Origin of the sequence: Paramagnetospirillum caucaseum (assembly GCF_000342045.1) — a bacterium.
Classification (GTDB): domain Bacteria; phylum Pseudomonadota; class Alphaproteobacteria; order Rhodospirillales; family Magnetospirillaceae; genus Phaeospirillum; species Phaeospirillum caucaseum.
Map to the genome: position 1 here is coordinate 1 of NZ_AONQ01000065.1, position 26715 is coordinate 26715.

The window sequence follows — 26715 nt, forward strand, 5'->3', positions numbered from 1 at the left end:
TCCCCTCGACCATGGCCGCCCCCCAGCCCCGGCCGGCCGCCATGCAGCCGGCGATCCGGGCCGAGGCCTCGCCCGCCGGACGGGCCCAACGGACGCCGTCGCGGGTGACGGAACGGCCGGCGATCCTGATGCGCGGCGAGGATGCCAGCGGCGACGCGGTGGGGCTGAAGCACCCGCCCCGCATCATTCCCCGCGCCATGCGCGGTCTCAAGACCTCCGGGGACGGCGCGGAACCTGTCCACATGGTGGCCGACCAGGTGGTCTACGACCGCGAGTTCAACGTGGTCACCGCCAAGGGCCGCGTCGAGATGATGCATGACGGCCGGACCATCAGCGCCGACACGGTCAGCTACAACATGAAGCAGGACGTCATGGGCGCGTCCGGCAACGTGGTGCTGACCGAACCGTCGGGCGAGGTCACCCATGCCGACTATTTCGAACTGACCGGCGATTTCAAGAACGGCGTCGCCCGCGACATCCGCACCATCCTGGCCGACAATTCCCGCATGGCGGCGCAGAGCGCCCAGCGGGTGGGCGGCGACCGCACCGATTTCGACCGGGCCGTCTACACCGCCTGCGAACCCTGCCGCGATGATCCCGGCCGCACGCCGCTGTGGCAGGTCAAGGCCGAGCGGGTCACCCACAATCAGGCCGAGGCCCAGGTCGAGTACCGGGACGCCTGGCTGGAATTCAAGGGCGTCCCCGTCGCCTACACCCCCTATCTGTCCCACCCCGATCCGACCATCAAGCGCCAGAGCGGCCTGCTGGCCCCGGTGTTCGGCATGAACAGCACCCTGGGCGCGTCCATCGCCACGCCGTATTTCCAGGTGGTCTCGGAGCACGAGGACTTCACCCTGACGCCGCGCTTCATGCTCGACCAGATCACCAAGGTGAATACGCCGGACAAGGACGTCCCCTCCTCGGTGCTGAAGCGGATGCAGCTGTCGGGACAGCACCGCTGGCGCGGCACCCATGGCGAGGCCATCTCGCAGGGCAGCATCACCGCCGACAAGAACACGGGCGACATCCGCGGCCACCTGGAAGCCAAGGGCCGGGTGGAACTGGACCGCACCTGGCGGGCCGGCTGGCAGGTCCAGCACCAGTCGGACCTCAATTACCGCTCCCTCTACCGGGTGCGGACCGAGGAGGACCGCCCCTGGCTGATGACCCGCCCCTATGTGGAGGGCTTCAGCCGGCGCGGCTACGCCATGGTCGAGGCCATGTCGTTCCAGGGCAAGCGGGTGATCGAGGATTCCAGCAAGTCGCCGGTTGTCCTGCCGCACATGGTCCACCACACCGTCAGCTCGCCGGGCTGGGCGGGCAGCTATTGGTCCACGGATTCCGACCTGCTGGCCTACACCCGCGATGTCGGCGCCCAGGCCCAGCGCCTGTCGAGCAAGGTGGCCTGGAACCTGCCGCTGATCTCGCCCGACGGGCAGGTCTATGCCATATCCACCTCCCTGCGCGGCGACGGCTACCACGCCGACCACCTGACCGGCACCCGCAAGACTTCGGGCAGCGCCGGACGCGCCATTCCCGAGGTGGCGGTCAACTGGCGCTATCCCTTCACCCGCCTGGGACGGTCGCTTACCCAGGTGGTCGAGCCCGTGGCCATGGTGGCGCTCAGCCCCAATACCGGCATGGATTCCCGGATTCCCAACGAGGATTCCGTGGGCTTCGAACTGGACGAGGCCAATGTGATGCGCCCCAACCGCCTGCCCGGTCTCGACCGGGTCGAGGGCGGGGCGCGCGGGGCCTATGGCCTGCGCTGGACCGCCTATCCCACCCGGGGCGGCGCGATCATCGCCCAGGCCGCCCAGGGCTGGCGCCAGCGCAAGAGTTCGACCTTCGGCGCCGGCAGCGGCTTCACCGACACCTTCTCCGACTACGTCGGACGCGTCGATATCACTCCGGTCGGCAATTTCACGCTGCGCGACCGGGTCCGTCTCGACAAGGATACGCTGGAGGTCCGCCGCAACGAGGCGGGCTTCTCCATTGGCCCGCCCCCCCTGGCCTTCAACGTCGATTACGGCATGATGTCGCCGAACAACACCAGCAACAGCACCATCTACCCCAAGCGGCAGTACATCAATTACGGCCTCAACTCGGCGCACTCGCAGCATTGGCGCAGCACGCTCTCGCTGCAGCAGGACCTAGCCGGCAACGGCGGCACCGTCAGTTGGACGGCCAACACCATGTACAGCGACGAGTGTTTCGCCCTGATCGGGGCATTCAACCGCTATCATTCCGACGTGACCGGCCTGTTGTCCGGATACCATTTGAGTCTGACCGTGGTCTTGAAGTCGCTGGGTGAAGCGCCCTTCGGCGTCTTCTAGAGGAAGGAAAACCAAGAATGCTGGCCCGCGCCGCAATCGTCCTGACCGCACTCGTGATCTGGTGCGCCCCCCTCCGGCTTGCCACGGCCCAGGAGGTGGACCGCATCGCCGCCGTGGTCAACGACGACATCATCTCGATCCGCGACCTGGAAGCCCGCCTGAAGCTGGCCATCACCGTCGCCGGCCTGCCCGACAATATCGAGAACCGCCGCCGCGCCGTCCCCCAGGTGCTGCGCAAGATGGTCGACGAGCGCCTGCAGGGCCAGGAGGCCTCCCGGCTGAAGATCAGCGTCGGCAGCGAAGAGATCGGGCGCAGCCTGGCCAACGTGGAAAACCAGAACCGCATGCCGCCCGGCACGCTTCTGCCCTCGCTGGTCAAGGCGGGCGTCGATCCCGATGCGGTCAAGGAGCAGGTCAAGGCCGACATCGTCTGGGTCAAGCTGATCATGCGCTCGCTCCAGCCCACCATCCGGGTGGGAGAGGACGAGGTCACCGACCGCATCGAAACCATCCGCCAGCAATTCGGGCAGCCGGAATTCATGCTGGCCGAGATCTTCCTGCCGGTGGATTCCCCCAGCCAGGAAGAGGAGGCCAAGCGCCTGGGCGAACGCCTGATCGAGCAGTTGCGCGCCGGCGCGCCCTTCCAGGCCCTGGCCCGCCAGTTCTCGCAGAGCGGCTCCGCCGGCAATGGCGGCATGCTCGGATGGCTGACCCCCGCCGCCCTGGAGGACGAGGTGCGCGATACGGTCCAGGGGCTTGGAAAGGGCCAGATCACTCCCCTGGTCCGCACCGGCCCCGGCTATGCCATCCTGGCGGTGATCGACAAGCGGTTGGCGGGCGAGTCGACCATCTCCGACCCCCGCCTCAGCCTGGCCGAGGTCTATTTCCCGCTGCCGCCGGCCGGCGGCCCGCCCATGGCGCAGCTGGCCGCCAAGGCGGCGGAACTGACGGCGCCGCTCAAGTCCTGCCCCGAGATGGAGGATCTGGGGCGCAAACTCAATTCGGAGCGCTCCGGGCGCCGCGACAACATGACGCTTTCCGTCATGCCGCAGAACCTGCAGCAGGTGGTGGCCTCGCTCCCGCTCAACAAGGCCAGCGCCCCCATCAATATCGGCAATGCCTTGCTGGTGGCCATGGTCTGCTCCCGCGAGGAGAACATCGTCAAGGGTGGATTGCCCAGCCGCGACGTCATCCGCCGCGCCATCGAGGACGAGCGCCTGGATATGATGTCGCGGCGCTATCTGCGCGACCTGCGCCGCACCGCCTTCATCGACTTCCGGCTGTGAGCCTCCTCGCCCTGACCATGGGCGAGCCCGCCGGCATCGGGGGGGACATCGCGCTCAGGGCCTGGGCCGACCGGGCGGCCAACGGTACGCCGCCCTTCGTGATGATCGACGACGCCGGGCGGCTGCGGAAGCTGGCCGGGCGGCTGGGGCTCGACGTCGCCGTCCGTGAAGTGTCGTCTCCCGCCGAGGCCGAGGCGGCGTTCGCCGCGGCGCTGCCCGTCCTGCATCAGCCCCTGGCCGTCGCAGTCGAGCCGGGACGGCCCGACCCGGCCAACGTCCCCATGGTCAAGGCCGCCATCGAACGCGCCGTCGCCCTGGCCCAGGCCGGCGAGGTGGCCGGACTGGTCACCAATCCCATCCACAAGCACGTCATGTACCAGGGCGGCTTCGCCTTTCCCGGCCATACCGAGTTCCTCGCCGCCCTGCTGGACCGTCCCGGCCTGCGCGAGGTGATGATGCTGGCCTGCCCCCAGTTGCGGGTGGTGCCGGTGACCATCCACCTGGGGCTGGCCGAGGCCATCCGCACCCTGACCCGCGCCCATATCGTCGAGATCGGCCGCATCACCGCCCAGGCGCTGGAGGTGGATTTCGCCATCCCCCGGCCGCGCCTCGCCGTCGCCGGCCTCAACCCCCATGCGGGGGAAGGCGGTTCCATGGGCCGCGAGGACGAGGACATGGTCGGCCCGGCGGTAGCCGACCTGCGGGCGCTGGGCATCGACGCCTTCGGCCCCCTGCCGTCAGACACCCTGTTCCACGCCCGGGCGCGGCAGTGCTACGACGCGGCGCTGTGCATGTACCACGATCAGGCACTGATCCCCATCAAGACCATCGATTTCGACGGCGGCGTCAACGTCACCCTGGGCCTTCCGGTGGTGCGCACCTCGCCCGACCACGGCACCGCCTTCGATCTGGCGGGAACCGGCCGGGCCAAACCCGACAGCCTGGTCGCCGCCCTGCGCATGGCCGCCGCCATCGCCGTCAACCGGACCCGTCGCCATGGCTGAGTTGCCGCCGCTCCGCGAGGTCATCGCCCGCCACGGCCTCGACGCCCGCAAGTCGCTGGGCCAGCACTTCCTGTTCGACCTCAACCTCACCGGGCGGATCGCCCGGGCGGCGGGCGATCTCTCCGTCGGCTCGGTGATCGAGATCGGCCCCGGCCCCGGCGGCCTGACCCGCGCCCTTCTGGACGCCGGAGCGCGCCGGGTGATCGCCATCGAACGCGACGACCGCGCCATAGCCATCCAGAACGAGATCGCCGAGGCCTATCCCGGCCGGCTGGAGATCATGGCCGCCGACGCCATGACCGTCGACGCCGCCGACCTGGGCGAGACGCCGCGCCGCATCGTCGCCAACCTGCCCTACAACATCTCCACCGCCCTGCTGCTGGGCTGGCTGCGCCGCGCCGAGGCGTTCGAACGCCTGATCCTGATGTTCCAGAAGGAGGTAGTGGACCGCCTGGCCGCGCCGCCGCGCTCGGGCCATTACGGTCGCCTGTCGGTGATCACCCAGTGGCGCTGCGAGGTGCGGCCGCTGTTCAACGTCGACCGCCGCGCCTTCACCCCGCCGCCCGCCGTGACCTCGACGGTGGTGGAACTGGTGCCGCGGCCTGAGCCCCTGGCCCCCGCCCACTTCGCCACCCTGGAGCGGGTCACCGCCGCCGCCTTCGGCCAGCGCCGCAAGATGCTGCGCTCCAGCCTCAAGGCCCTGGGAGGGGCCGAGGACTTGCTGGAACGCACCGGCCTCGCCCCCACCGCCCGGGCCGAGGAGATTCCGGTCGAGGGCTTCTGCGCCCTGGCCCGCGCTCTTGACGCCCGCGCTCTTGACGCCCATACCCTTGACGAGCGTCAGCGCCCTTGAGGCGCCTTGTGCTATGCTGACCCGGCTGGATACGGAGGTCACATGAGCGGTTGGGGCTGCGTCCACGACGACCACGGCACATGCACCCGGGTGGCGGGGCGACCCTGCGACCCCGGCATGAAGGGCTGCATCCTGGCCGGACGCTTTCGTTTTTCCAATCCGGCAAAGAACAGGCCTGTAAAATCCTTGGGCGAGTACAGCGCCGCCGAACCATCCGAAGGGGAGAGCGAATCATCCCTTCAGCCTCCATCCCTCATACCAAATGCCATGCCCCCTCATGAACGCAAGCGTTGACGCATCCCCTGGCAATAGGTTTTATTGAACCCCAATTGTGAAAGGCGCCCAAAAGAGGCGCTGTAAAATAGGTGAATTGTACATCAGGGAGATAGCGGAATGACGGCTGAGCGCGGCGGGGCCTCCCCGACGGCGGAGAGTGTTGACTCGTTCGCCACCGAGGTTTTGAAGCAGATCGACAGCCTCAGCCTTGAGGTGGCCGACATCGCCGGCACCATGGACGGCCTGACCCGTTTCGTGAAACATCAGGAAGAGTTGTTCGGTCATCTCAAGATGATCGCCCACGCCATGGCCGAGACCATCGGGCTGATCGACATCGCCGGGCGCGAAACCCGTGACATGACGATCCAGGCCGGACACCAATCCTCGGAATCGCTGCGCACCGTGGAAACGGCCCTGTCGGGCGTCAACCGGCTGGTCGGCGCCGTCCAGGGCATCGAGGAACGCCTGGAGGGCCTGGAAGGCGCGCTCGGCGAGGTCAGCACCATGTCGCGCAACATCCAGAAGATCGCGCGCCAGACCAACCTGCTGGCGCTGAACGCCACCATCGAGGCGGCGCGGGCCGGCGAGGCGGGCAAGGGCTTCGCCGTGGTCGCCACCGAGGTCAAGACCCTGGCGCGTCAGACCGCCGACGTCACCAGCGGCATCGACGACACGGTGCACAAGCTGTCCGGCTCGGTCACCGACCTGATCGAGACCTCCACCGACACCCTGAAGATGGCCGATTCGGTCGGCTCGGGAGTCGGGGTCATCAACCAGGCGGTTTCAGTGTTCGGCGACGTCATCGGATCGGTGGAAAGCAAGGTGGGCGACATCTCCCAGGCCGCCTCGGCCTCGCTGACCCAATGCGGCGACGTGATCGGCGAGATCGACAAGTTCTTCGAGGGCATCGCCATGACCAGCGAGAGCCTGCGCAAGGCCGACGAGCGCATCGCCTCGCTGCTGGGCAGTTCCGAGGAGTTGATGGGGTATATCGCCGCCTCGGGCTTCCGTACCGCCGACACGCCGTTCATCGAGGCGATCCAGGACGCCGCCTGCAAGGTGTCCGCCGCCTTCGAGCAAGGGCTGACCGCGGGGCGCGTTTCGCTGTCCGACCTGTTCGACGAGAACTACCAGCCCATCGCCGGCACCAATCCGCAGCAGCACACCTCGCGCTACGCCGACTTCACCGATCTGGTGCTGGCCGATATCCAGGAGCCGCTGCTCGGCCTGGACCCACGCGTGGCCTTCTGCGTCACCATCGACCGCAACGGCTATATCGCCACCCACAACAAGAAGGTGTCGCACCCCCAGGGCGCCGACCCGGTGTGGAACAACGCCAATTGCCGCAACCGGCGTATCTTCAACGACCGCACCGGCCTGTCGGCCGGGCGCAACACCCGGCCCTTCCTGCTGCAGACCTACCGCCGCGACATGGGCGGCGGCCAGTTCATCATGATGAAGGACGTCTCGTCGCCCATCACGGTGCAGGGGCGCCACTGGGGCGGCATCCGCCTGGGCTACCGCATCTGATCAACCGCGTTTTTGCCGGGGCCGCCTTCTCCACGCGGGGGATGGCGGCTCCTTCGTCATGGGCGTATCATGGCCGTTAGGTAGTTTTTCCGCAGGGAGGCTTCCATGACGACCAATATCCTCTCCGTAATCTCCGCCATGGCCGAGGTGGCGACGGTCCCTCGTCAGGGAGAACACCTCCGCCCGCCTCAACCGGTGATCACCCTGTCGCGCGATTTCGGCTCGGGCGGCGACATCATCGCCACCAGGCTGTGCCAGCGCCTGAAGCTGCCCCTCTATGACGACGACCTGCTGCGCGAGGTGGCGACCCGCCTCAACGACGATCCCGCCATCGTCCAGATGCTGGATGAAGGCTTCGGCCGGGCCAAGGACATGTGGCTCTACCGCCTGTTCTCGGGCAAGGACATCAGCCCCGACGCCTATCGCGACACCCTGATCAAGGTGGTGATGAGCCTGGGTCGCCTGGGCGGCGTCATCCTGGGCCGCGGCGCCCACGTCATCCTGGCCGGCGAATGTGCCCTGCGCATCCGGGTGGCCGGCACGCCGGAAGCCTGCGCCAAGCGTATGGCGGGCAGCGGCAACGGCAACGAGGCCGACCTGCTGGCCAAGGCCCGCGAGATCAATCACCAGCGCGGCAAGTTCGTGTGGGAGGCCTTCGGCTCGCGCCTGTCCGACGCCAGCCAGTTCGACCTGACCATCAACACCGACCGCATGGATGATTTCGAGGATGTGGTCGAGACCATCATCGTGATGGCCGAGGCCATCCACTCCGGCCGCGTGCTGCGCGGCGACCTGGTCCACGCCCACGTGTGAGCGTGACGGCGGGAGAGGAGTTCCCCCTCCCCTCCCGCGCCGGGCGGCGTTACCGGCCCGGCAGCATGCGGGCCATGACCTCGTCCTTGAGGATGAAGCGGTGACGGACCGCCGCCGCCACATGGCCGGCCAGCACCAGGGCCAGAAGCCAGCCCATCGCCACATGGCCGCCCTTGAGCATGTCCTTGAGGGCGTCGTCCTTGCCCACCATGGCCGGCAGCACCAACCCGAACACCGAGACCTCGCGGCCGGCGCTCTGGCTGAGCAGGATGCCGTCCAGCGGAATCAGCACCATCAACAGGTAGAGGGCCACATGCCCGGCGGCGGCCATCAGCCGCTCGGCGGCGGGCATGGATGCGGGCAGCGGCGGCTGGGGCCGGGCCAGACGCCAGGCCAGCCGCGCCACCGCCATGACCAGGAGGACCACGCCGATGGCCTTGTGCAGGCCGATCACCTCGGAGCGCACCGGCCCCTTGGGCAGGGCATCGATCATGTGGCCGACCACCCACAGGGCCAGGATGGCGGCGGCCATCACCCAGTGCAGAAGCCGCGCCACGGCGTCATAGCGTGCCGGAACAGCAACAGTCATGGCAGTCCCCCGACTCAAACGAGCAATCCGCGAAGATTAGCACGCCGCACCGGAGGTTGACATTGCCGGCCGAGCGCATACCCTTCATGCAAGGAGTTTCGGGGGATTGCTGCCCATGGCGCGTCGCGCATCGCATCTGAAGCATGACGCAGAAAATCTGCATCACGCTTTAGCCTTGATTTTGCCCTCACCGGGCGCGCGCCTCGGCGCGCTTGGCCACGGCCTCAATGGCCGTAAATCGCGGCGTGCGCCAGATTTGGCGCACGCCGTTCTCACTTCGGTCGCGGCATGTCTTGCGGTTTCGCTGGGCCTTGCAGGCTGCGGCGGCATCGTCGGCGTCCCGCCGCCCGCCGAATCCTGGCCATCGCCGCCGCAGGAGATGGCGCGTGAGACCGTCCGCTACCCGGACGTCCGCCTCAACGTTCCCTCCGTCATCGCCGCCGACCCCGAGGCCCAGCGTTTCCTGCTGCTGCGCCAACTGGCCGAGGCCGGGCTGGTCAGTCCCGAGGAGGCCGGAACCCGGCGCAACGCCAATCTCGGCGCCCTGCTGCCCTATTCCGCCCCGCCGCCGGCCGCTGGGCTGGGCCGCACGGTGGCGTTGCGCGACATCGCCGACCGCCTGTCCCGCCTGTCGGTGCCGGCCGCCAACATGCCGCCCTCGGTCCGCCAGGCCGAACGCGACTTCCTGATGGACTCGCTGCTGCCCGCCGAGCCCGGCCTGCGCACCCCGCCCGCCCGCCTGGACGGCACCGCCCTGGCCACCGGCCGGCGGCGGGCCGAGGACCTTGCCCGTCTCGGCCTGGTCGAACACGACGAATTCCAGCGGGAAATGGCCGCCATCCTTATCGCCGAGCGGGCGCTGGCCAACGCGCCGCCTCCACCGCCGCCGCCCAAAAAGAAGCCGGTCAGAAAGAAACCGGCCATTCCCGATGGCGGGGTTCCCGGCGCCACCAGGCCCGGCGACATTCCGGGCGGCACCCAGCCCTTCAATCCCAAGGGGACGCTGGGCCTGCACCTGCTGTCCATGGCCTCGCCCACCATGACCGACAAGGCGGTCGAGGCCCTGAAGAAGGAATACCCCGAACTGGCGGCCTTGGAATTCAAGGCGGTCAAGACCGACATTCCCGATCTGGGCACCACCTACCGCCTGATGGCCGGCCCGCTGTCGGGGGCCGAGGCGGAAACCCTGTGCCAGGCCCTGCGCGGCAAGGGCCAGTCCTGCGCCATCAGCAATTTCTAGACAACCAATAGGTATAAATCCTTGTTCCGCCGCGGTCCGCCGTCTATCATTTGACGGAGTATCTATGGCGTTCGGATTAGAAGCCATGTCCTCCCAGCCGCTCTCAGCCGATTGCCGCCAAGCATCCGAAGCGCCGGAGAGGATGGATTCGGAAACCCGGCGCTTCGCCATCCGCCTGTTCTCCGCCGTGGTCGTGCTCAACCTGTTCATCGGCGTCATCGTCGCCATGACGGTGTCGGTGGGGCGCGAGCAGAACCGGCAGCAGGCCGCCGCCCTGGTCGAAAGCCTGTCCACCGTGCTGCGCTCCAATCTCGGCGGCATCATGGACAAGATCGACCTGACCCTGCTGGCGGTGGCCGACGAGATCGCCCGCCAGGAACGGGAAGGCGGCATTGATGCCGCCCAGTTGGAAGACATCCTGCGCCGCCATGACGCGCGCATGCCCGAAACGCTGGGACTGCGGGTGGTCGATGAAACGGGGGTCATCCGTTACGGCGTCACCGGAATAAAGGTCCCCCAGGCCAGTATCGCCGACCATCCGCACTTCATCCGGCTGCGCGACAGCGAGACCCCCGGCATGGCCATCTCCAAGCCCCTGTTCGGCCGGGCCGCCAAGGTGTGGATGATCACCCTGGGCCGCCGCCTCACCCACCCGGACGGCACCTTCGCCGGAATTGTTCACGTGGCGCTGCCCATCGGACGGCTGAACGACAGCCTGGCCGCCGTCAAGGTCGGGGAAAAGGGGGCGATCGCCCTGTGGGACGACAGCCATACCCTGATCGCCCGCTACCCCGATCTGGGAGAACCCGGGGCGATCTTCACATCCTCCCCCATACCTTCACCGCCGCTGCGCCAACTGATCGACGCCCGCGGCGACAAGGCGGCCTATGTCACGCGCTCGGGCGGCGACAAGGTGCTGCGCAACCACAGCGCCCACCGCGTCGGCACCCTGCCGCTGTGGGTGGTGGTCGGACTGGCCGAGGACGATTACCTGGAAGAGTGGGACCATCAGGCCTGGACCCTGGGGATAGTCTCCGTTCTGTTCGCCCTGGCCAGCGTGGCCATGGCCGGATTGTTCCTGCGCGGCTGGCGCGCCCGCCACCAGGCCGCCCTGGCCATCGAGGAAGCCCACGCCCAGACCGAGGACGCCCGCCATCGCCTGGAGCTGATTCTCGCCTCGGCCGGCGAAGGCATCTGCGGCGTCGACCCCGAGGGACGGATCACCTTCATCAACCCGGCAGCACGCCGCATGCTGGGATGGGCCGAGAACGAAGGGATCGGCCTCAACCTCCACAACGAGGTCCATCATCACCGGGGCGACGGCAGCGCCTACCCCGCCGTCGCCTGCCCGGTGTCGCAGACCCTGCACGACGGCAATATCCGGCACGTGCCCCGCGACGTGCACTGGCGGCGCGACGGCACCCCCCTGCCGGTGGAGTTCACCTGCGCCCCCATCATCCAGAACGGCCAGGTCACCGGGGTGGTCACCCTGTTCCGCGACATCGCCCGGCGGGTGCGGGCCGAGACCGACGCCGCCCGCAACCTGGCCGTCACCACGGCGCTGGGCGCCATCCTCCGCCATTCGCTGGAGGACAGGCCGCTGGACGAAATCCTGCACGATTCCCTGGTGGAGATCCTCTGCCTGCCCTGGCTCAATCTCGAGGAGAAGGGCAGCATCTTCCTGGCCGAACCGGGCGGGCGGACGCTGCGGCTGGTGGCCGAGCACAACATGGCGCCGGCCATCGTCCGCGCCTGCGCGACCATCCGGGTGGGCCACTGCCTCTGCGGCAGCGCCGCCGAGCGGCGCGAGGTGGTTTTCGCCGGCCATGTGGACGACCGCCACGAGACCCGCGTCGACGACATGCACGAGCACGGCCATTACTGCGTGCCGATCATGAACGGCCCCGACCTGCTCGGCGTGCTCAACACCTATGTGGGCCACGGCCATCAGTGGCTGAACGAGGAGGAGCGCTTCCTGAAGATGGTCGCCGACACCCTGGCGGGCATCATCCGGCGCAAGCAGATCGAACAGACGTTGAAGGACAGCGAGGAACTGTCCACCACCCTGCTCAACGCCACCATCGACGGCGCCATGCTCCTGGACCCCGAGGGCCGCATCCTGGCGGCCAACGAGGCGCTGGCCGCCCGCTTCGGCCGGACCCCGGACCAGATGGTGGGAAGCGACTTCTTCGGCTTGCTGCCCCCTCACCTGGCCGAAGCCCGGCAGGCCCAGTTCGAGCAGGTCCTGGCCGGCAAGGCGCCCATGCATACCCACGATGAACGCGACGGCATCGTCCTGGACAACCGGGTCTACCCGGTGGGCGACAGGGATGGCGGCGTGAGCCGGGTCGCGGTGTTCTCCCGCGACATCACCCAGCAGCGCAACGCCCAGAAGACGGTGGAAAAGGCCCTGGCCGACCTCGCCCGCTCCAACGCCGAACTGGAACAGTTCGCCTATGTGGCCTCCCACGACCTGCGCGAGCCGCTGCGGGCCATCACCGGCCACCTGCAACTGCTCCAGCGCAGGCTGAAGGACAAGCTGGACGATTACGCCGCAGAATCGCTGCTCTTCGCCGTCGATGGCGCCCGGCGCATGGATACCCTGATCCGCGACCTGCTGGACTATTCGCGCATCGGCCACGCCGACCGCCAGATGGAGGACCTGGAACTGGGCGAGGTCGTCGCCGACGCCCTGGCCAATCTCAGCGCCGCCATCGCCGACAACGGCGCCACCATAGCCACCCTGACCGCCATGCCCCATGCCCACGGCAACCGCATGGAACTGACCCGGCTGTTCCAGAACCTGATCGGCAACGCCCTGAAATACCGCTCGCCCGAGCGGCCGCCGGTGGTCGAACTGAGCGCCACGCCGTCGGGACAGGGCTGGGACATCGCCATCCGGGACAACGGCATCGGCATCGATCCCGAGTATTTCGAACGCATCTTCATGATCTTCCAGCGCCTGCACACCCGCAGCGAATACGAGGGCACCGGCATCGGCCTGGCCGTCTGCCGCAAGATCGTCGACCGCCACGGGGGCGGTATCCGGGTGGAATCGGAACCCGGCCAGGGCAGCACCTTCACCGTCTCGCTGCCGGCCATCGGGGGATGAAGCGGGCAGGATGCCCGCGCTCCGCCTCCATTGGAGCGTGGCCGCCCCGGCCGCATCGGGGCGCAAGAAAAAGGCGGCCCCCGCAGGGACCGCCTTGATCGACCGACCGGTCAGGTATAACGGCTTACACCGCCCTGACCCGGACGTAGGAGCCGGGAGCCGCCTCGATGGCCTTGAGCTTGCCGCTGCCCGGGACACGGGCCGGAACCTGCTTGCCGGCGAACTTCTCCGCCCATTTCTGCCAATCGGTCCACCACGAGCCCTCCACCTGGGTGGCGCCGGCCAGCCAGACTTCGGGGTTCTTGGGCTTCTTGGTATTGGTCCAGTAGCAGTACTTGTTGGCCGCCGGCGGATTGACCACGCCGGCGATATGGCCCGAGGCCGACAGCACGAACTTGATCGGCCCCGCCACATGCTGGGTCAGGGCGTAGGTGCTCTGCCACGGCGCGATATGGTCCTCGCGCGTCGACAGCATGTAGATGGGGGTCTTGATGTTGGACAGATCGATCTTGACGCCGTTGAGCTCGATGCCGCCCGGCTCGACCAGCCGGTTTTCCTGGTACATCTTGCGCAGATAGAAACTGTGCATGGCCGCCGGCATGCGGGTGGAATCCGAATTCCAGTACAGCAGGTCGAAGGGGAACGGGTCCTTGCCCAGCAGGTAGTTGTTGACCACGAACGACCAGATCAGGTCGTTGGCGCGCATCATGTTGAAGGTGGTCGCCATGTCGCGGCCGTCCAGGAAGCCCGCCTGGTTCATGCGGGTCTCCAGGGCCGAGAGCTGTTCCTCGTCGATGAACACCCCCAACTCGCCGGGGTCCTTGAAGTCGGTCATGGTGGTGAAGAAGGTGGCCGAGGCGATGCGGTCCTCACCCTTGGCGGCGAGATAGGCCAGGGTGCAGGCCAGCAGCGTGCCGCCCAGGCAGTAGCCGGCGGCGTTGACCTGGCGGGAGCCGGTGGCCTTCTCGATGGCGTCGATGGCGGCCAGCGGACCTTCCAGCATGTAGTCGCCGAAGCCCTTGTGGGCCAGCTTCTCGTCGGGATTGACCCAGGAGACGACGAATACCGTGTGGCCCTGGTCCACCGCCCACTTGATCAGCGAGTTCTTGGGACGCAGGTCCAGGATGTAGAACTTGTTGATCCACGGCGGCAGGATCAGCAGCGGCTTCTCGAACACCTGCGGTGTACTCGGGTCGTACTGGACCAGCTGCATCAGGTCGGTCTGGAACACCACCTTGCCCGGGGTGACGGCGATGTTGTCGCCCACCTTGAAGGCGTCGTAATCGGTCATCTTGATGGCCAGGTTGCCCTTGCCGCGTTCAAGATCGTCCAGCAGGTTGTTCAGGCCCTTCAGCAGGTTCTCGCCCCGGGTCTCCACGGTGGCGCGCAGCACCTCCGGGTTGGTCAGGACGAAGTTGCTGGGCGCCATGGCGTCCACGAACTGGCGGGTATAGAAATCCACCTTCTTGGCGGTGTGGTCGTCCAGACCCTCGACGTTCTTCACCACGCCCTGCATCCAGCGGGCCGACAGCAGGTAGGACTGCTTGATGAAGTCGAAGATCTCGTTTTCCTGCCACATCTCGTCCTTGAAGCGGCGGTCGCCCGAATCGGGGGTGGCCACCGGCTGGGTCTCCTCGCCGAGCATGCGCCGGGCGGTGTTCTGCCACAGGGACATGTAGTCCTGCCACAGATTGAGATTGGCCTCGACCAGCTTGGCCGGGTCGCTCATCAGCTTGGCCGTCATCTCCATGAAAGCATTGCCGATATTCAGCGGATCGGCCGTCGCCGCGGTGGGGTCGGCCGCCTGACGGGTCAGGAAGTCGGTCACGATGCGCTGGGAGCGCTCGGCGATGCTGGTCATCGCCTTGGAGAGTTCCGCCGCATCAATCATCTTTGAATCGGTGCCCGTCTGTTCGGCCATCAGGTACCCCTTTTTACGGTGCATCCAGACTGCAACCATACACGGCGAACGCCCCCTTGTCCCACCGTCCGGCGTGGGGATGGGTGCACCGCCCATCCTTTCCGCCCGTTCCATAGACCTATATACTTTCGAACCATGGCCTGATAAACGTGAACTTGCCGTAAAATTCGGTCCAGACAAAAATAGTTTCTCGATACCGGGGGCAGTGTTTCGTCCATGTTCGATTGCATCGAGGCTTGGCGCCGTCGTCATGAGCGCCGCACGCTGGCCGTCGGCCGGAGCGTCGCCATCGTCGCTCTGATCGCCGGCTGTTCGTACGTTCCCGACGCCCTCAACCCCGTCGAGTGGTACAAGGGCGTCGCGGGAGTCTTCGAGGGCGACGATGCCCCCGTGGTCGCCGCGCCCCGCCGCCCGGACGGCTCGTTCCCCAACGTCAACGAGGCGGGAGCCAAGTCCTCGGGCAAGGGGCTGGCCGCCGACAAGGGCAATGCCAAGTACGCCGAATCGGTGCGGCGCGAGCCCACCCCCACCAAGCAGCTGGCCAAGCGCACCCCGCCGGCCCAGACCCAGGTGGCCGAGGCCCCCGCTGCCGCCGCCCAGGACGCGTCCGGCAAGGGCTCCTACCAGCCGTCGCTGGACCGCCGCATGCAGGCCGCCCGCGACGAGGGCCCCAACGCCCCGCCCGCCGCCGCGCCCGGCGGACCGCCGGCCCGCGCCGAGATTCCCGATGCCGTGCCGACCCGGCGCGGCCTGCTGGCCGAGCATTTCCAGAAGCGCCTGGCCGAATCCGCCGTCGCCACCAACAAGGGCGATCCCTTCACCGGCGTTCCGGCCGCCCGCACCCAGGCGTCCTACAGCCAGCCGGCCCACACCTACGCCGTCCCGGCCCCGCCGCCCATGGGCATGGCCCGCTCGCCGTCCTTCGCCGCCGATACCGGCGAGCGCGCGCCGCAGCTGACCCCGCCCAAGGGCCTGCGCGGCGCCAAGGGCATGGTGGCGGCGCCCAAGGCCCCCGCCGCCAGCTTTGAGGTGGCCTCGGTGCAGTTCGGCCCCAACGGCGGCCTGACCGCCGCCGACGGCGCCCAGCTGCGCGAGGTGGCGGCGTTGCAGCGCCAGACCGGCGGCGTGGTCCGCGTCGTGGGCTATCCCTCGCCCGGCGCCGTCTCGTTCGCCGGCCAGGACGATGCCTCCGTCGCCCTGGGCCGCGCCAAGGCGGTGGCCAAGTCGCTCACCGGCCTGGGCGTGCCCGCCCGGAAGATCATGGTGGCCGCCGACCCGGCGGCGTCTTCGGCCTTCGACGACAGCGGCGCCAGGGTCTCCATCGAGTACTGAGGCCGCGCGGCGGGAATCGGGTGGAGCCGGCGCAGGCCGGTTCCGACCAGATTCCAATCGATTCTTAACCGTCGCCGCGCTACGGTCCCCATCCGAGGGGGCCTTCGCAGCAGATTAGGTTCGGCCCATGAGCAGCCAGCACGACTTCCACCGGATCAAGCGTCTTCCGCCCTATGTGTTCGCCGAGGTGAACGCCATGAAGGCGCGCGCCCGGGCCGCCGGCGAGGACATCATCGATTTCGGCATGGGCAATCCCGACCAGCCGACCCCCGCCCATATCGTCGACAAGCTGGTGGAGGCCGCCCGCAACCCGCGCGCCCACCGCTATTCCATGAGCCGCGGCATCCCCGGCCTGAGGAAGGCGCTGTCCGGCTATTACCAGCGCCGCTTCGCCGTCGACATCGACCCGGAGGCCGAGTGCATCGTCACCCTGGGCTCCAAGGAAGGCCTGGCCAACCTGGCCAACGCCATCACCAGCCCCGGCGACATCGTGCTGGTGCCCAATCCCAGCTATCCCATCCACCCCTACGGCTTCATCATCGCCGGCGGCTCGTGCCGCTTCGTGCCGGTGACCCCGGACGCCGAGTTCCTCAAGGCGCTGGACCGGGCGGTGCGCCATTCGGTGCCCAAGCCCATCGCCCTGGTGCTGAACTATCCCAGCAACCCCACCGCCCTGCTGGCCGATCTCGACTTCTACGGCCAGGTGGTGGAGTTCTGCCGCCATCACGGCATCTGGATCCTGTCCGACCTCGCCTATTCGGAAATCTATTTCGACGTGATGCCGCCGCCGTCGATCCTGCAGATTCCCGGCGCCAAGGACATCGCGGTCGAGTTCACCTCCATGAGCAAGACCTACAACATGCCGGGCTGGCGCATCGGCTTCGCGGCGGGCAACAAGACGCTGATCGCCGCCCTGGCGCGCATCAAGAGCTATCTCGATTACGGCGCCTTCACCCCCATCCAGGTGGCGGCCGCCTTCGCCCTGAACGGCCCGCAGGATTGCGTCGACGACATCCGCGCCCTGTACAAGGGCCGCCGCGACGCCCTGATCGAGGGCCTGGCCGCCGCCGGCTGGGACATCCCCAGCCCGCCGGCCACCATGTTCGCCTGGGCGCCGATCCCCCCGGCCTTCGCCCATCTCGGCTCGCTGGAATTCTCCAAGCTCCTGATGCGCGAGGCCCAGGTGGCGGTGGCGCCGGGCATCGGCTTTGGCGAATACGGCGATTCCCACGTCCGCATCGGGCTGGTGGAAAACGTCCAGCGCACCCGTCAGGCGGTGCGCAACATCAAGACCTTCCTCGGCAGCACCGGACAGGTGCTCGAGGCTTCCGAAAAACAGCGTGCAGCAGGAACGGAACAATGACCAAAGCGTCCCCCCTTAAAATCGCCATCGCCGGATTGGGCACCGTCGGCGGCGGCACCGTCCAATTGCTGCACGATCAGGCCGAGTTGCTGGCCGCCCGCGCCGGGCGCCCGCTGGCCCTGGTCGCCGCCGCCGCCCTGGAGAAGCCCGCGGAACTGCCGCTGGACGGCGTGGCCTTCTTCGCCGACGCCCGCGAGATGGCCAAGAGCTGCGACTACGACGTCCTGGTCGAGCTGATCGGCGGCGCCAAGGGCATCGCGCTCGACGTGGTCACCGCGGCGCTGGAGCGCGGCAAGAGCGTGGTCACCGCCAACAAGGCGATGATCGCCCATCACGGCGTCGCCCTGGCCCGCCTGGCCGAGGCCAAGGGCGGCAACATCGGCTTCGAGGCCAGCGTCGGCGGCGGCATCCCGGTGATCAAGAGCCTGCGCGAAGGCTTGGCCGGCAACCGCGTCACCAAGGTGATGGGCATCCTCAACGGCACCTGCAACTACATCCTGACCACCATGCGCGATTCGGGCCGCGACTTCGCCGACGTGCTGGCCGAGGCCCAGTCCCTGGGCTATGCCGAGGCCGATCCCAGCTTCGACATCGACGGCACCGACACCGCCCACAAGCTGGCCATCCTGGCCTCGCTGGCCTTCGCCATGCCGACCAACATCGACGGCGTGTCGTGCGAGGGCATCCGCAACGTCAGCGCGCTGGACATCCGCTATGCCGACGAACTGGGCTACCGCATCAAGCTGCTGGGCGTCGCCTCGTCGTCGGACAAAGGCGTCGAGACCCGAGTCTACCCCGCCATGGTGCCGCTCAGCTTCCCGCTGGCCCATGTGAGCGGCCCGTTCAACGCCATCGTCACCGAGGGCGATTTCGTCGGCCGCACCGTGCTGGAAGGCCGGGGCGCCGGGGCGCGGCCCACCGCCTCGGCGGTGGTCGCCGACCTGATGGACCTGGCCACCGGCCGGGTGGGTCCCACCTTCGGCCTGACGGTCGACACACTCAAGCCTCTGCCCGCCGCGCCCGCCGGAACCCACCGCAGCGCCTTCTACATCCGCCTGATGGTCCGCGACGAACCCGGCGTGTTCGCCGACGTGGCCGCCGCGCTCAAGGCCGAGAAGGTTTCCATGGAGCAGATCATCCAGCGCGGCCGCGCCCCCTCCGAGGTGGTGCCGGTGGTGATGACCGTGCACGAAACCGATGAGGCCTCCATGCTGCGCGCCGTGGAACGCATCCGGGGGCTGGCGTCGGTCACCGACCTGCAGCTTATCCGCATCGAGTCCCTCTGAAGGCATCGGGTCATGTCCATCTATTCCGCCACCCTGCCCGTTCTCGACCGCAATCTGGCGCTGGAGGTGGTGCGGGTCACCGAATCCAGCGCGCTGGCCGCCGCCCGCCAGACCGGGCGCGGCGACGAGCGCGCCGCCGACCAGGCCGCCTGCTCGGCCATGCGCCACGCCTTGAACGGTCTGGCCATGGACGGCGTCATCGTCAACGGCGAGGGCGACGATGCCAGCCAGCCGCTGCACACCGGCGAGAAGGTGGGCACCGGCAAGGGCCCCAAGGTCGATATCGTGCTGACCGCCCTGGAGGGCCGCTCCATCTGCGCGCGCGGCGCCCACAACGCGCTGTCGGTGGTGGCCATGACCGAGGAGGGCAGCTTCCTCAAGGTGCCCCAGCAATCCTACATGGAAAAGATCGTGGTCGGCGCCGGCCTGCCCGCCGGCCTGCTGGACCTGGATTCCACGCCGGAAGAAAACCTCTCGCGCCTCGCCGAGGCCAAGGGCCTGACCATCTCCGAGCTGACCGTCAGCGTGCTGGACCGTCCCCGCCACGGCGAGCTGATCGAGCGGCTCTATGCCGCCGGGGTGCGGGTCACCCTGTTCGACGACGGCGACGTATCGGGCGCCCTGGCCGCCGGCCTGCCCGATTCGGGCGTCGACGTCTACATGGGCTCGGGCGGCGCCGCCCAGGGCGTGCTGGCCGCCGCAGGGCTGAAATGCCTGGGAGCGCAGATGCAGTGCCGCCTGCTGTGCCGTTCGGAACAGGACCACGCGGCGGCGCGCCGGGTCGGCATCGCCGACACAAGGCGCAAGTGGAACATCGAGGACATGGTCCGGGGCGAGGTGATGTTCGCCGCCACCGGCATCACCGACGGCCATGTGCTGAAGGGCGCCCGGCTGCTGCCCGGCAACCGGGCGGAAAGCCATTCCCTGGTCATGCGCTCGGCCACCGGCACCATCCGTCACCTCAGCGTCCAGCACGACCTCAGCCGGAGCCACCTCCCCGCATGAGCTACGGCCAGCCCGCCTTCCTGGGAGTGGAGCGCTCGCTCTCCGGACGGCGCTGGCTGGCGCGGCCCGGCGACGAGCGGCTGGCCCAGGCTCTGGCCCAGCGGCTCGGCCTGCCGGAACTGGTCGGCCGGGTGCTGGCCTCCCGGGGGGTGGGCCTGGACGAGGCGGAAAGCTTCCTCAACCCGACGCTGCGCGACCTGCTGCCCGATCCCGGTCACCTGCTGGGCATGGACAGGGCGGTGGAGCGGCTGGTGGCGGCGGTCACCCGGGGCGAGACCATCGGCATCTTCGGCGATTACGACGTGGACGGCGCCACCTCCTCGGCGCTGCTCAGAAACGCTCTGGCCGACATGGGCGCCCAGGCCAGCGTCTATATTCCCGACCGCATCAGGGAGGGCTACGGCCCCAACGCCTCCGCTTTGCTCCGTCTCAAGGACGAGGGAGTGGGGGTGGTGGTCACCGTGGATTGCGGCACCACCGCCTTCGAGGCGCTGGAGGCCGCCCACCAGGCCGGCCTGGACATGATCGTCGTCGATCACCATGTGGGCGAGGCGGCGCTGCCCGCCGCCCTGGCGGTGATCAACCCCAACCGTCTGGACGAGACCAGCCCCCACGGCCATCTGGCCGCCGTGGGCGTCGCCTTCCTGCTGGCCGTCGGGCTCAACCGCGGCCTGAAGCAGGCCGGCTGGTACCAGGGGCGTCCCGCCCCCGACCTGATGCGCCACCTCGACCTGGTGGCGCTCGGCACCGTCTGCGACGTGGTGCCGCTGGTCGGCGTCAACCGCGCCCTGGTGGTCCAGGGTCTCAAGGTGATGGCCCGGCGCAACAATGTGGGCCTCGCCGCCCTGGCCGACGTGGCCGGGGTCAAGGAGCGCCCCGATTCCTATACCCTGGGCTACGTGCTGGGACCGCGGGTCAATGCCGGCGGACGGGTGGGCGAGGCCGAGCTGGGCACCCGCCTGATGTCCACCGACGACCCGGCCGAGGCCGCCGAAATCGCCCGGCAGTTGGACGGCTACAACAAGGACCGCCAGGAGATCGAGGCAGCCGTGCTGCTGGACGCCATCGAGCAGGTGGAAAGCTGCCCCGACGACGGCCGCCCGCTGCTGATCGCGGCGGGCGAGAACTGGCATCCCGGCGTCATCGGCATCGTCGCCGGACGCCTCAAGGAACGCTATGGCCGCGTCGCCTGTGTGGTGGCGCTGGAGGGCGACCAGGGCAAGGGCTCGGGCCGCTCCGTCTCCGGCCTCGACCTGGGCTCGGCGATCATCGCGGCGCGCCAGGCGGGACTGCTGCGGGCCGGCGGCGGCCATGCCATGGCGGCGGGCTTCACCGTGGCGCGGGACAAGCTGGACTCCTTAAGCGACTTCCTGGCCGAACGCCTGCAGGCCCAGTTGGAGGGCGAACTGGTGCCGCTGCTGGAACTGGACGGCGCGCTCGACGCCGGTGCCGCCGGCATCGAGCTGGTGGAAACCCTGGCGGGGGTCGGCCCCTTCGGTTCGGGCAATCCGGAACCGCGCTTCGCCGTGTCGGGCGCCCGCATCGCCAAGGCCGACGTAGTGGGCTCGGGCCATGTGCGCCTGATGCTGGCCGGGGCCGGCGGCAAGCGCCTGAAAGCCATCGCCTTTCGCGCCGCCGATTCGGAAATGGGCCATGCCCTGCTGTCCTCGGCGGGGGCCGCTTTCCACTTGGCCGGAAGCTTACGCGTCGACACTTGGCAGGGCAATTCCAGCGTCCAGCTGATCGTCGACGACGCCGCTTTCGCCCGATGATGCGAATTTGCAGCTTTGTGCCTTGATTTTCCCCCCAAGGGCGGCTATCAAGTCGCCCTCGCGCCTCGACGTCCCCTTCGTCTAGAGGCCTAGGACACCGCCCTTTCACGGCGGCGACACGGGTTCGAATCCCGTAGGGGACGCCAACTTCCAAAACAGCTGAGATTTCAGTGGGTTGCTGATCCGCCCGTCAGTGGCGTTTCGCATCGTGTGTACCATGTCGGCGCCCCGGTCCACTTGTCCACCGGCTTCAGCAATGCCGAGCGGGCGGGGTTCCGGACGCGGGATGAGCTGATCACCTTGTTTGGGCAGGTCGAATTTACCGGCCTCGCGATCCGCCTCGACCTGCCGTTTGGCCTCGTCCAGGGAAATCCCCTGCGCCTCGGCGCGGTTGCGGGCAAGGCGGTCCCAGTTGCGGGCGCCGCCGCTATGGAAATCAACGTTTTTGGCGATCTCCTCGGCATTGCCGGTCTCGATGCCCTTCCTGAGATTGGGGTAGTTGTCGAGGCTGCCGTTGGCGTAATGGACGTCGAGCACGGCGGTCTGCTGGCCAGGAGACAGGCGGTCCCAGTTGGCGGTGCCGACCTCATCCTTGATCTTATCGATGCGGGTGGTGATTTCGCTGTCCAGGCGACGCTTGATTTCGGCTTCCGGCAGGGAGAGCGGGCTCATGCCGGGGCCGTTCTGCAATTCCGTATTCGATAGTCCCCTGGCCCGATGGAATTCGGCCTTCTTCTCGGCGTCGGTCGCCGGGCGCGGTTCTCCGGTTTTTGGGTCTTTGATCTCGAACGGCATGGCGACGAAGGATTTCACGTCATCGACCTTGAAGCCGGTACCGACGGTCAGCAGGCCCTTGCTGTCCTTGTAGGGAGTGGGGATTTCTTTTTCGTTTCTGGTGATGTGCGCGCGCATGCGCTGCATGGTCTTGTTGTCCATGATAGTCTCCTGTGGGTTGTGTGGAGGATGAAGAGATGCGATGGATCGCTTTGCTCTTGGCGGCGCTGGTGCTGGCCGCCGTTCAACCGGCCTGGGCCTATCCGGAAACCCAGCCAGGTGAAAAGGGATGGCCGGAAATACCCGGCCGGATCGGAATGAAGGGGTTCGAAGGAACCTGGAAACCGCGATGCGATGACGGGGCCTACATCGAGAACGGTGCCATGACCGTTCACGGCGACGGGCGGATCAGTTACCAGTTGCGCAAGCCCTATCTGCCCATTCGATACCGGGTGATCGAAACCACGCCCCATTACGTCGTGACGCTGGTGCAGACTGCCGAACCCGCCATCCGGTTCTGGGTCTTCCGTCCACTGGACCACTGGCATACACGCACAGCGATCAGTGAGATGACCGACATCGGCATCAACGAATGCCCGATCTATGGCGATGCCGAGCGCAAGCGAGCCATCTGGAACTTCGGCGATGCCGAACTGGCCGAGTTCTGGCGAACCAACAAGTTCTGCCATCCCAGCCTCACCCCGAAGATCGAGGGCGGATCATATTGGGGTGGCGATTGGGGGCAGGCCTGCTGGTTCGACCAGAGGGAACGGTAACGACGTAGCGCGGTGGCCGCTTGCCACATGCCTGGAAACAACAAAGCCCGGAACCGTTGCCGGTCACCGGGCGTGCCTGTGGTGTTGACGGGAATCAATGTGCCTGACCGGGCAATGCCTGTCAATCACGTTTTGTTCCCGCCTCCGCGGCGTCATAACCTCTTGAAATCTAAGGATAGATGGTTGGATGGGGTTGCCACCGGCACGCCACTCTCGCGACTTTTCCCGAAAGTCAAAGAACCAGCCTGCAAGCAAGGGCCGCCCCGGCGCGCAGTTTCGCCTTCATGGGGCGTCGGAATGCGGCTACCCTACGATCCGTCAGGAGGGCGGATGCCGTCCGTCTGGCCAATCCGGCAACCACGGCGGCAGCGAGACGGAACATGGATCGGTTCATGCAGGGGTACAAGGCCGCTTGGGAACAGCGCGATCCGGGCATGTTCGCGGCACTTTTCCAGGCGGACGGACGCTACCACAACACTCCCTTCCAGGTTCAGCGCGGCGCCGCCGAACTGATCGAGTACTGGAAGCGGGTGCAGCTTCAGGAAGACGTCCACGTCACCTATGAGGTCCTGGCCGACCGGGATGGAATCGGCCTGGCCCACTGGCACGTCACCTATCAGGTGGCGTCCGAGGAGCTGTTCCAGATCTGGGCCAAGTCCACCGGAACCAACCTGGTGTCCCGCCAGCCGGGCGATCCGCTGCCCCGGATGGTGCTGGACGGCATCCTGCAGGCCTCGCTGGTGGACGGCCTGTGCGCCGAGGCGCGCATCTGGTGGCACAGCCAGCCCCAGGCGAAATAGAGCGGCGCGTCCTAAATCCGACGCGCGCCGCGATCAGCCGCCATTGCGGCGGCGGCCAAGCGCGCAGAGGCGCGCGCCCGGCGAGGGGCAAACATAAAGCCAAGCCATCGAGCGTCATATTTGACGCTCGATGGCCTGGTCGCCCCCTGCCGCCTACTGCACGGCGTCATCGTCGATCATGACGGCGTAGCATGTCTTCTTGCTGTGGGCGGCGCAGAATTCGGTGGCGTCCTGGACGGCCTCGTCCACGTCCTTGCGTCCGGTCCGCCAGCCGAAGGCCCCCGAGGACGACATGACGAAGGCCTTGTGGGTCGGCCCGTCCAGGTATTTGACGAAAGCGGCGCGGCCCTTCTCGGACAGGCCCTTGGGATAGGCGATGGCCGATTCGTCGCGGGGCGGCAAGGGGCGTTCGAACTGGGTCAGCCCGTGGACCGCCAGGAACTGCTCCACATGGGCCGTCCAGCGTTCGCCGCCCTTGGAGGAAAACAGGTAATGCCCGTCCGTGCCGAAATCGGGAGCGGCGATGAATTGCGCCCGTCCGCCCGCCTCGGTGAAGGCCGTGTGGAAGCGGGCGGCCAGGGCCGGGCCGAAGAAGCGGTCGTTGCGGGCATAGACCCACAGCATGGGAAGGCGCGCGGTGCGGCCGAAGGTGCCGAAGGCCTCCACCAGCCGGGATTCGGTGCAGACATGGTCGGGCCTGGTCGAGCCCCGCCCGCCGGCGAAGCTGACGGCCGCCACCAGGCCGGGGGGAGGATCGGCGGCAAGGGCCACGGTGGCCAGCCCGCCCGCCGACTGGCCGACCGCCAGCACCCTGGAGGCGTCCACATAGGGCTTGGCGGCCATCCAGGCGACAGCCTGCCGGATGTCCTCGGCGCCGGTGCGGGCGGATTTGACATAATCGGGGCTGTCGCAGCGCCCCGAGCTTTCCACGTATTCGCCCTCGGATTCGCCGTAGCCCCGGCGCATCACCACCACCGCCACCCAGCCCCGACGGGCGAACTCGCGGGCCTTGGACAACTGGCCGCGCGCCCGCATGCCCTCGCGGTCATCGGCATTGCGCGGCGCGCCGTGACTGAGCACCACCAGGGGATGCCGGCGGCCGTCGTCGGGCCGCACCACCAGCCCCTCCAGGTCGAGGGGGCCGTCGCGGAAGGCCGCCTTGATGGCGACGTCCTCCTCGACCAGCCCGGCGGCCCGGGCGGAACCGGCGAGAAGCAGGAGAACGAGGAAAACCGCGATGAACCGGTCCATGGCGCCGACCTTTCCCGTGACGCCGGGAATGCTATCACGCCACGGCGGGAATGTTGTTGCGGGCCATGTGGTCGATCAGCTTGCCCTGCAGCAGGCCGATACCCACCGATTGGGCCAGCTTCACCGCCTCGGGCTTGTCGCAGCGTGCCAGGATGTAGCTGGCGCCCCCGGCCCCGCCCTTCTCGTCCACCCGGCAGCGCAGTTGGGCGGCCAGTTGCGGGGCGTCGTCGGACCAGAACACCTTGGCGAACTGGAAGTGCATGCCCTTGAGATCCAGGTGGGGCAGCAGCGAGGCCTCGAGGGCGTCGATACACAGGCTGTAGCCCTTGGCGGCGAGCAGCGGCGCCAGCTTCTTGTACAGGGAGAAATTGGCCACCAGGTCGTTGCGGTGGATCTCGATGATGATGTTGGCGCGCTGCTGCGGGCTGAGCGCCGCGTCGAAGTCGCGGAACACCGGGGTGGTCAGCGCCGAGATGTTGAGGTTGAGGCTGAACCGCTTGCGCCCCAGTTCCGGCATGCTCGACAGGCGGCGCAGCACCGCCGCGTCCAGGTCCTCGGTCAGGTCGTTGAACAGCCAGCGCGAGCCGGTCAGGCTGATCCCCGGGCAGAAGGCGTCCTCGAGCCGGCGGATCGACACGTAGAGCTCATGGAACAGCGGGGCCATCCGGCCCGTCCCGTCGATGGCGTAGATGGGCTGGTTGAGCATGATGCTCGACAGGTCGGTCCCCTTGATGCGGCCCTTGATCACCGACAGCAGCTTGCCGTCGATGATCTTGCTGCCCGTCGCGGCGACCTCCTGTCCTTCCCCGGGGCCGGCCACGGATTCGGCGAAATCCAGCAGACGCTTGCCCTGGGTGGCCAGTTCCATGACCGTATAGAAATCGCCGGTGCCGTAGGGCGTCTTGCCGCGCGGCTCGGCGTAGCCGAACAGCTTGTGGATCTTCGAGCCGGCGCTGCGCAAGGCCCCCGGCAGGATGTCGTAGCCGACGAACACCACCTCGAAATTACTTAAAAGAAAAACCTGTGACATCTTGGCGGTGCGCTTCAGCTCGTTCAGGACGGCGATGGCCTGGGAGATGTTGTCCCGGGTCCTGAGCGAGACCGGCATGGCCGATATATGGCAGTGCAGCACCGTGTAGCCGACCGGAGACGAGTGGATTTCCTTGAGATGCGCCAACAGACGCGCGTTCTGGTTCGACATGGGTACTCCAGGCAAAAGGTCCAGTGCCTGTGATCCGACACCCCGAATAATGAAAGCATTATCCGCAGCCCGACCGCGGACGGCCATGCATGAACTGTGATGATTTTCGACCAGGCCTGGCGACCGGCGATGGCCGTCATCAACGGTGGCGGCAAAAGCCATTGTCGGTTTCAGGGGTGGAGATGGCTGGGGTAC

Annotated in this window: 20 protein-coding genes and 1 tRNA gene; 17 read left to right on the forward strand and 4 right to left on the reverse strand. The window is 67.8% G+C overall.

Going from position 1 to position 26715, the window contains the following annotated elements; genetic code table 11:
- The 6 genes from H261_RS18150 to H261_RS18175 form a co-directional block, all read left to right on the forward strand.
- The coding region (locus tag H261_RS18150; protein WP_008620414.1) for an LPS-assembly protein LptD at positions 1 to 2336 on the forward strand (2336 nt) is incomplete at its 5' end.
- 17 nt (positions 2337 to 2353) lie between these two features.
- Complete coding sequence (locus H261_RS18155) at positions 2354 to 3622, forward strand: peptidylprolyl isomerase (RefSeq protein WP_008620415.1); 1269 nt, start codon at positions 2354 to 2356, stop codon at positions 3620 to 3622.
- Complete coding sequence (gene pdxA, locus H261_RS18160; RefSeq protein WP_008620416.1) at positions 3619 to 4626, forward strand: 4-hydroxythreonine-4-phosphate dehydrogenase PdxA; 1008 nt, start codon at positions 3619 to 3621, stop codon at positions 4624 to 4626. Before H261_RS18155 ends, pdxA begins: the two co-directional genes overlap by 4 nt.
- Positions 4619 to 5479, forward strand: coding sequence for a 16S rRNA (adenine(1518)-N(6)/adenine(1519)-N(6))-dimethyltransferase RsmA (gene rsmA / locus H261_RS18165; protein WP_008620417.1), 861 nt, complete (start codon positions 4619 to 4621; stop codon positions 5477 to 5479). Before pdxA ends, rsmA begins: the two co-directional genes overlap by 8 nt.
- Before the next feature lie 393 nt (positions 5480 to 5872).
- Positions 5873 to 7285, forward strand: a complete 1413-nt coding sequence (locus H261_RS18170) for a methyl-accepting chemotaxis protein (RefSeq protein WP_008620419.1) — start codon at positions 5873 to 5875, stop codon at positions 7283 to 7285.
- A gap of 105 nt (positions 7286 to 7390) precedes the next feature.
- Positions 7391 to 8098 carry a cytidylate kinase-like family protein gene (locus H261_RS18175; RefSeq protein ID WP_040476841.1) on the forward strand — a complete coding sequence of 236 codons (708 nt, stop codon included), beginning with the start codon at positions 7391 to 7393 and terminating at the stop codon, positions 8096 to 8098.
- Positions 8099 to 8147: 49 nt separating this feature from the next.
- Here H261_RS18175 and H261_RS18180 read toward each other — a convergent pair whose 3' ends face one another.
- Positions 8148 to 8687 carry a cytochrome b gene (locus H261_RS18180; protein WP_040476842.1) on the reverse strand — a complete coding sequence of 180 codons (540 nt, stop codon included), beginning with the start codon at positions 8685 to 8687 and terminating at the stop codon, positions 8148 to 8150.
- Positions 8688 to 9066: 379 nt separating this feature from the next.
- Between H261_RS18180 and H261_RS18185 the strand changes: the two genes are divergently transcribed.
- Together H261_RS18185 and H261_RS18190 are read left to right on the forward strand one after the other, a co-directional pair.
- On the forward strand, positions 9067 to 9927 hold the full coding sequence (locus tag H261_RS18185; protein WP_008620425.1) for an SPOR domain-containing protein: 861 nt from the start codon (positions 9067 to 9069) through the stop codon (positions 9925 to 9927).
- 142 nt (positions 9928 to 10069) lie between these two features.
- On the forward strand, positions 10070 to 13039 hold the full coding sequence (locus H261_RS18190) for a PAS domain-containing protein (RefSeq protein ID WP_008620427.1): 2970 nt from the start codon (positions 10070 to 10072) through the stop codon (positions 13037 to 13039).
- Positions 13040 to 13163: 124 nt separating this feature from the next.
- Here H261_RS18190 and H261_RS18195 read toward each other — a convergent pair whose 3' ends face one another.
- Positions 13164 to 14960, reverse strand: a complete 1797-nt coding sequence (locus H261_RS18195; RefSeq protein WP_008620429.1) for a PHA/PHB synthase family protein — start codon at positions 14958 to 14960, stop codon at positions 13164 to 13166.
- 216 nt (positions 14961 to 15176) lie between these two features.
- Between H261_RS18195 and H261_RS18200 the strand changes: the two genes are divergently transcribed.
- From H261_RS18200 to H261_RS18240, 9 genes are all read left to right on the forward strand, one after another.
- Positions 15177 to 16292: a hypothetical protein gene (locus tag H261_RS18200; protein WP_008620430.1), complete on the forward strand. Its 1116-nt coding sequence runs from the start codon at positions 15177 to 15179 to the stop codon at positions 16290 to 16292.
- Between the two features lie 127 nt (positions 16293 to 16419).
- A complete protein-coding gene (locus H261_RS18205) occupies positions 16420 to 17655 on the forward strand; it encodes an LL-diaminopimelate aminotransferase (RefSeq protein WP_008620431.1) in 1236 nt (411 codons plus the stop codon).
- A complete protein-coding gene (locus H261_RS18210; RefSeq protein WP_008620432.1) occupies positions 17652 to 18941 on the forward strand; it encodes a homoserine dehydrogenase in 1290 nt (429 codons plus the stop codon). The genes H261_RS18205 and H261_RS18210 overlap by 4 nt, the downstream gene beginning before the upstream one ends.
- A 12-nt stretch (positions 18942 to 18953) precedes the next feature.
- Positions 18954 to 19946, forward strand: a complete 993-nt coding sequence (gene glpX / locus H261_RS18215) for a class II fructose-bisphosphatase (RefSeq protein WP_008620433.1) — start codon at positions 18954 to 18956, stop codon at positions 19944 to 19946.
- Positions 19943 to 21718 carry a single-stranded-DNA-specific exonuclease RecJ gene (gene recJ / locus H261_RS18220; RefSeq protein WP_008620434.1) on the forward strand — a complete coding sequence of 592 codons (1776 nt, stop codon included), beginning with the start codon at positions 19943 to 19945 and terminating at the stop codon, positions 21716 to 21718. The genes glpX and recJ overlap by 4 nt, the downstream gene beginning before the upstream one ends.
- A gap of 70 nt (positions 21719 to 21788) precedes the next feature.
- A tRNA-Glu gene (locus H261_RS18225) sits at positions 21789 to 21864 on the forward strand.
- A 91-nt stretch (positions 21865 to 21955) separates the two neighbouring features.
- Positions 21956 to 22423, forward strand: coding sequence for a hypothetical protein (locus tag H261_RS18230; protein WP_152426960.1), 468 nt, complete (start codon positions 21956 to 21958; stop codon positions 22421 to 22423).
- Between the two features lie 266 nt (positions 22424 to 22689).
- Positions 22690 to 23268: a hypothetical protein gene (locus H261_RS18235; RefSeq protein WP_152426961.1), complete on the forward strand. Its 579-nt coding sequence runs from the start codon at positions 22690 to 22692 to the stop codon at positions 23266 to 23268.
- 392 nt (positions 23269 to 23660) lie between these two features.
- Entirely contained in the window at positions 23661 to 24068 is a 408-nt protein-coding gene (locus tag H261_RS18240) for a nuclear transport factor 2 family protein (protein WP_008620436.1), read from the forward strand.
- A gap of 153 nt (positions 24069 to 24221) precedes the next feature.
- Here the strand turns inward: H261_RS18240 and H261_RS18245 are convergent, their stop codons facing one another.
- Positions 24222 to 25319 (reverse strand): alpha/beta hydrolase family protein, encoded by a 1098-nt coding sequence (locus H261_RS18245; RefSeq protein WP_008620437.1) that lies wholly within the window; start codon positions 25317 to 25319, stop codon positions 24222 to 24224.
- 34 nt (positions 25320 to 25353) lie between these two features.
- Positions 25354 to 26520, reverse strand: a complete 1167-nt coding sequence (locus H261_RS18250) for a hypothetical protein (RefSeq protein WP_008620440.1) — start codon at positions 26518 to 26520, stop codon at positions 25354 to 25356.
- Positions 26521 to 26715: the final 195 nt, after the last annotated feature.

Bases quoted from the DNA above. Each gene is read 5' to 3' on its own strand.
- H261_RS18155 (WP_008620415.1), top strand. From the start codon at position 2,354: ATGCTGGCCCGCGCCGCAATCGTCCTGACCGCACTCGTGATCTGGTGC.
- rsmA (WP_008620417.1), top strand. From the start codon at position 4,619: ATGGCTGAGTTGCCGCCGCTCCGCGAGGTCATCGCCCGCCACGGCCTC.
- H261_RS18170 (WP_008620419.1), top strand. From the start codon at position 5,873: ATGACGGCTGAGCGCGGCGGGGCCTCCCCGACGGCGGAGAGTGTTGAC.
- H261_RS18175 (WP_040476841.1), top strand. From the start codon at position 7,391: ATGACGACCAATATCCTCTCCGTAATCTCCGCCATGGCCGAGGTGGCG.
- H261_RS18180 (WP_040476842.1), bottom strand. From the start codon at position 8,687: ATGACTGTTGCTGTTCCGGCACGCTATGACGCCGTGGCGCGGCTTCTG.
- H261_RS18185 (WP_008620425.1), top strand. From the start codon at position 9,067: ATGGCGCGTGAGACCGTCCGCTACCCGGACGTCCGCCTCAACGTTCCC.
- H261_RS18190 (WP_008620427.1), top strand. From the start codon at position 10,070: ATGGATTCGGAAACCCGGCGCTTCGCCATCCGCCTGTTCTCCGCCGTG.
- H261_RS18195 (WP_008620429.1), bottom strand. From the start codon at position 14,960: ATGGCCGAACAGACGGGCACCGATTCAAAGATGATTGATGCGGCGGAA.
- H261_RS18200 (WP_008620430.1), top strand. From the start codon at position 15,177: ATGTTCGATTGCATCGAGGCTTGGCGCCGTCGTCATGAGCGCCGCACG.
- H261_RS18205 (WP_008620431.1), top strand. From the start codon at position 16,420: ATGAGCAGCCAGCACGACTTCCACCGGATCAAGCGTCTTCCGCCCTAT.
- H261_RS18210 (WP_008620432.1), top strand. From the start codon at position 17,652: ATGACCAAAGCGTCCCCCCTTAAAATCGCCATCGCCGGATTGGGCACC.
- glpX (WP_008620433.1), top strand. From the start codon at position 18,954: ATGTCCATCTATTCCGCCACCCTGCCCGTTCTCGACCGCAATCTGGCG.
- recJ (WP_008620434.1), top strand. From the start codon at position 19,943: ATGAGCTACGGCCAGCCCGCCTTCCTGGGAGTGGAGCGCTCGCTCTCC.
- H261_RS18235 (WP_152426961.1), top strand. From the start codon at position 22,690: ATGCGATGGATCGCTTTGCTCTTGGCGGCGCTGGTGCTGGCCGCCGTT.
- H261_RS18240 (WP_008620436.1), top strand. From the start codon at position 23,661: ATGCAGGGGTACAAGGCCGCTTGGGAACAGCGCGATCCGGGCATGTTC.
- H261_RS18245 (WP_008620437.1), bottom strand. From the start codon at position 25,319: ATGGACCGGTTCATCGCGGTTTTCCTCGTTCTCCTGCTTCTCGCCGGT.
- H261_RS18250 (WP_008620440.1), bottom strand. From the start codon at position 26,520: ATGTCGAACCAGAACGCGCGTCTGTTGGCGCATCTCAAGGAAATCCAC.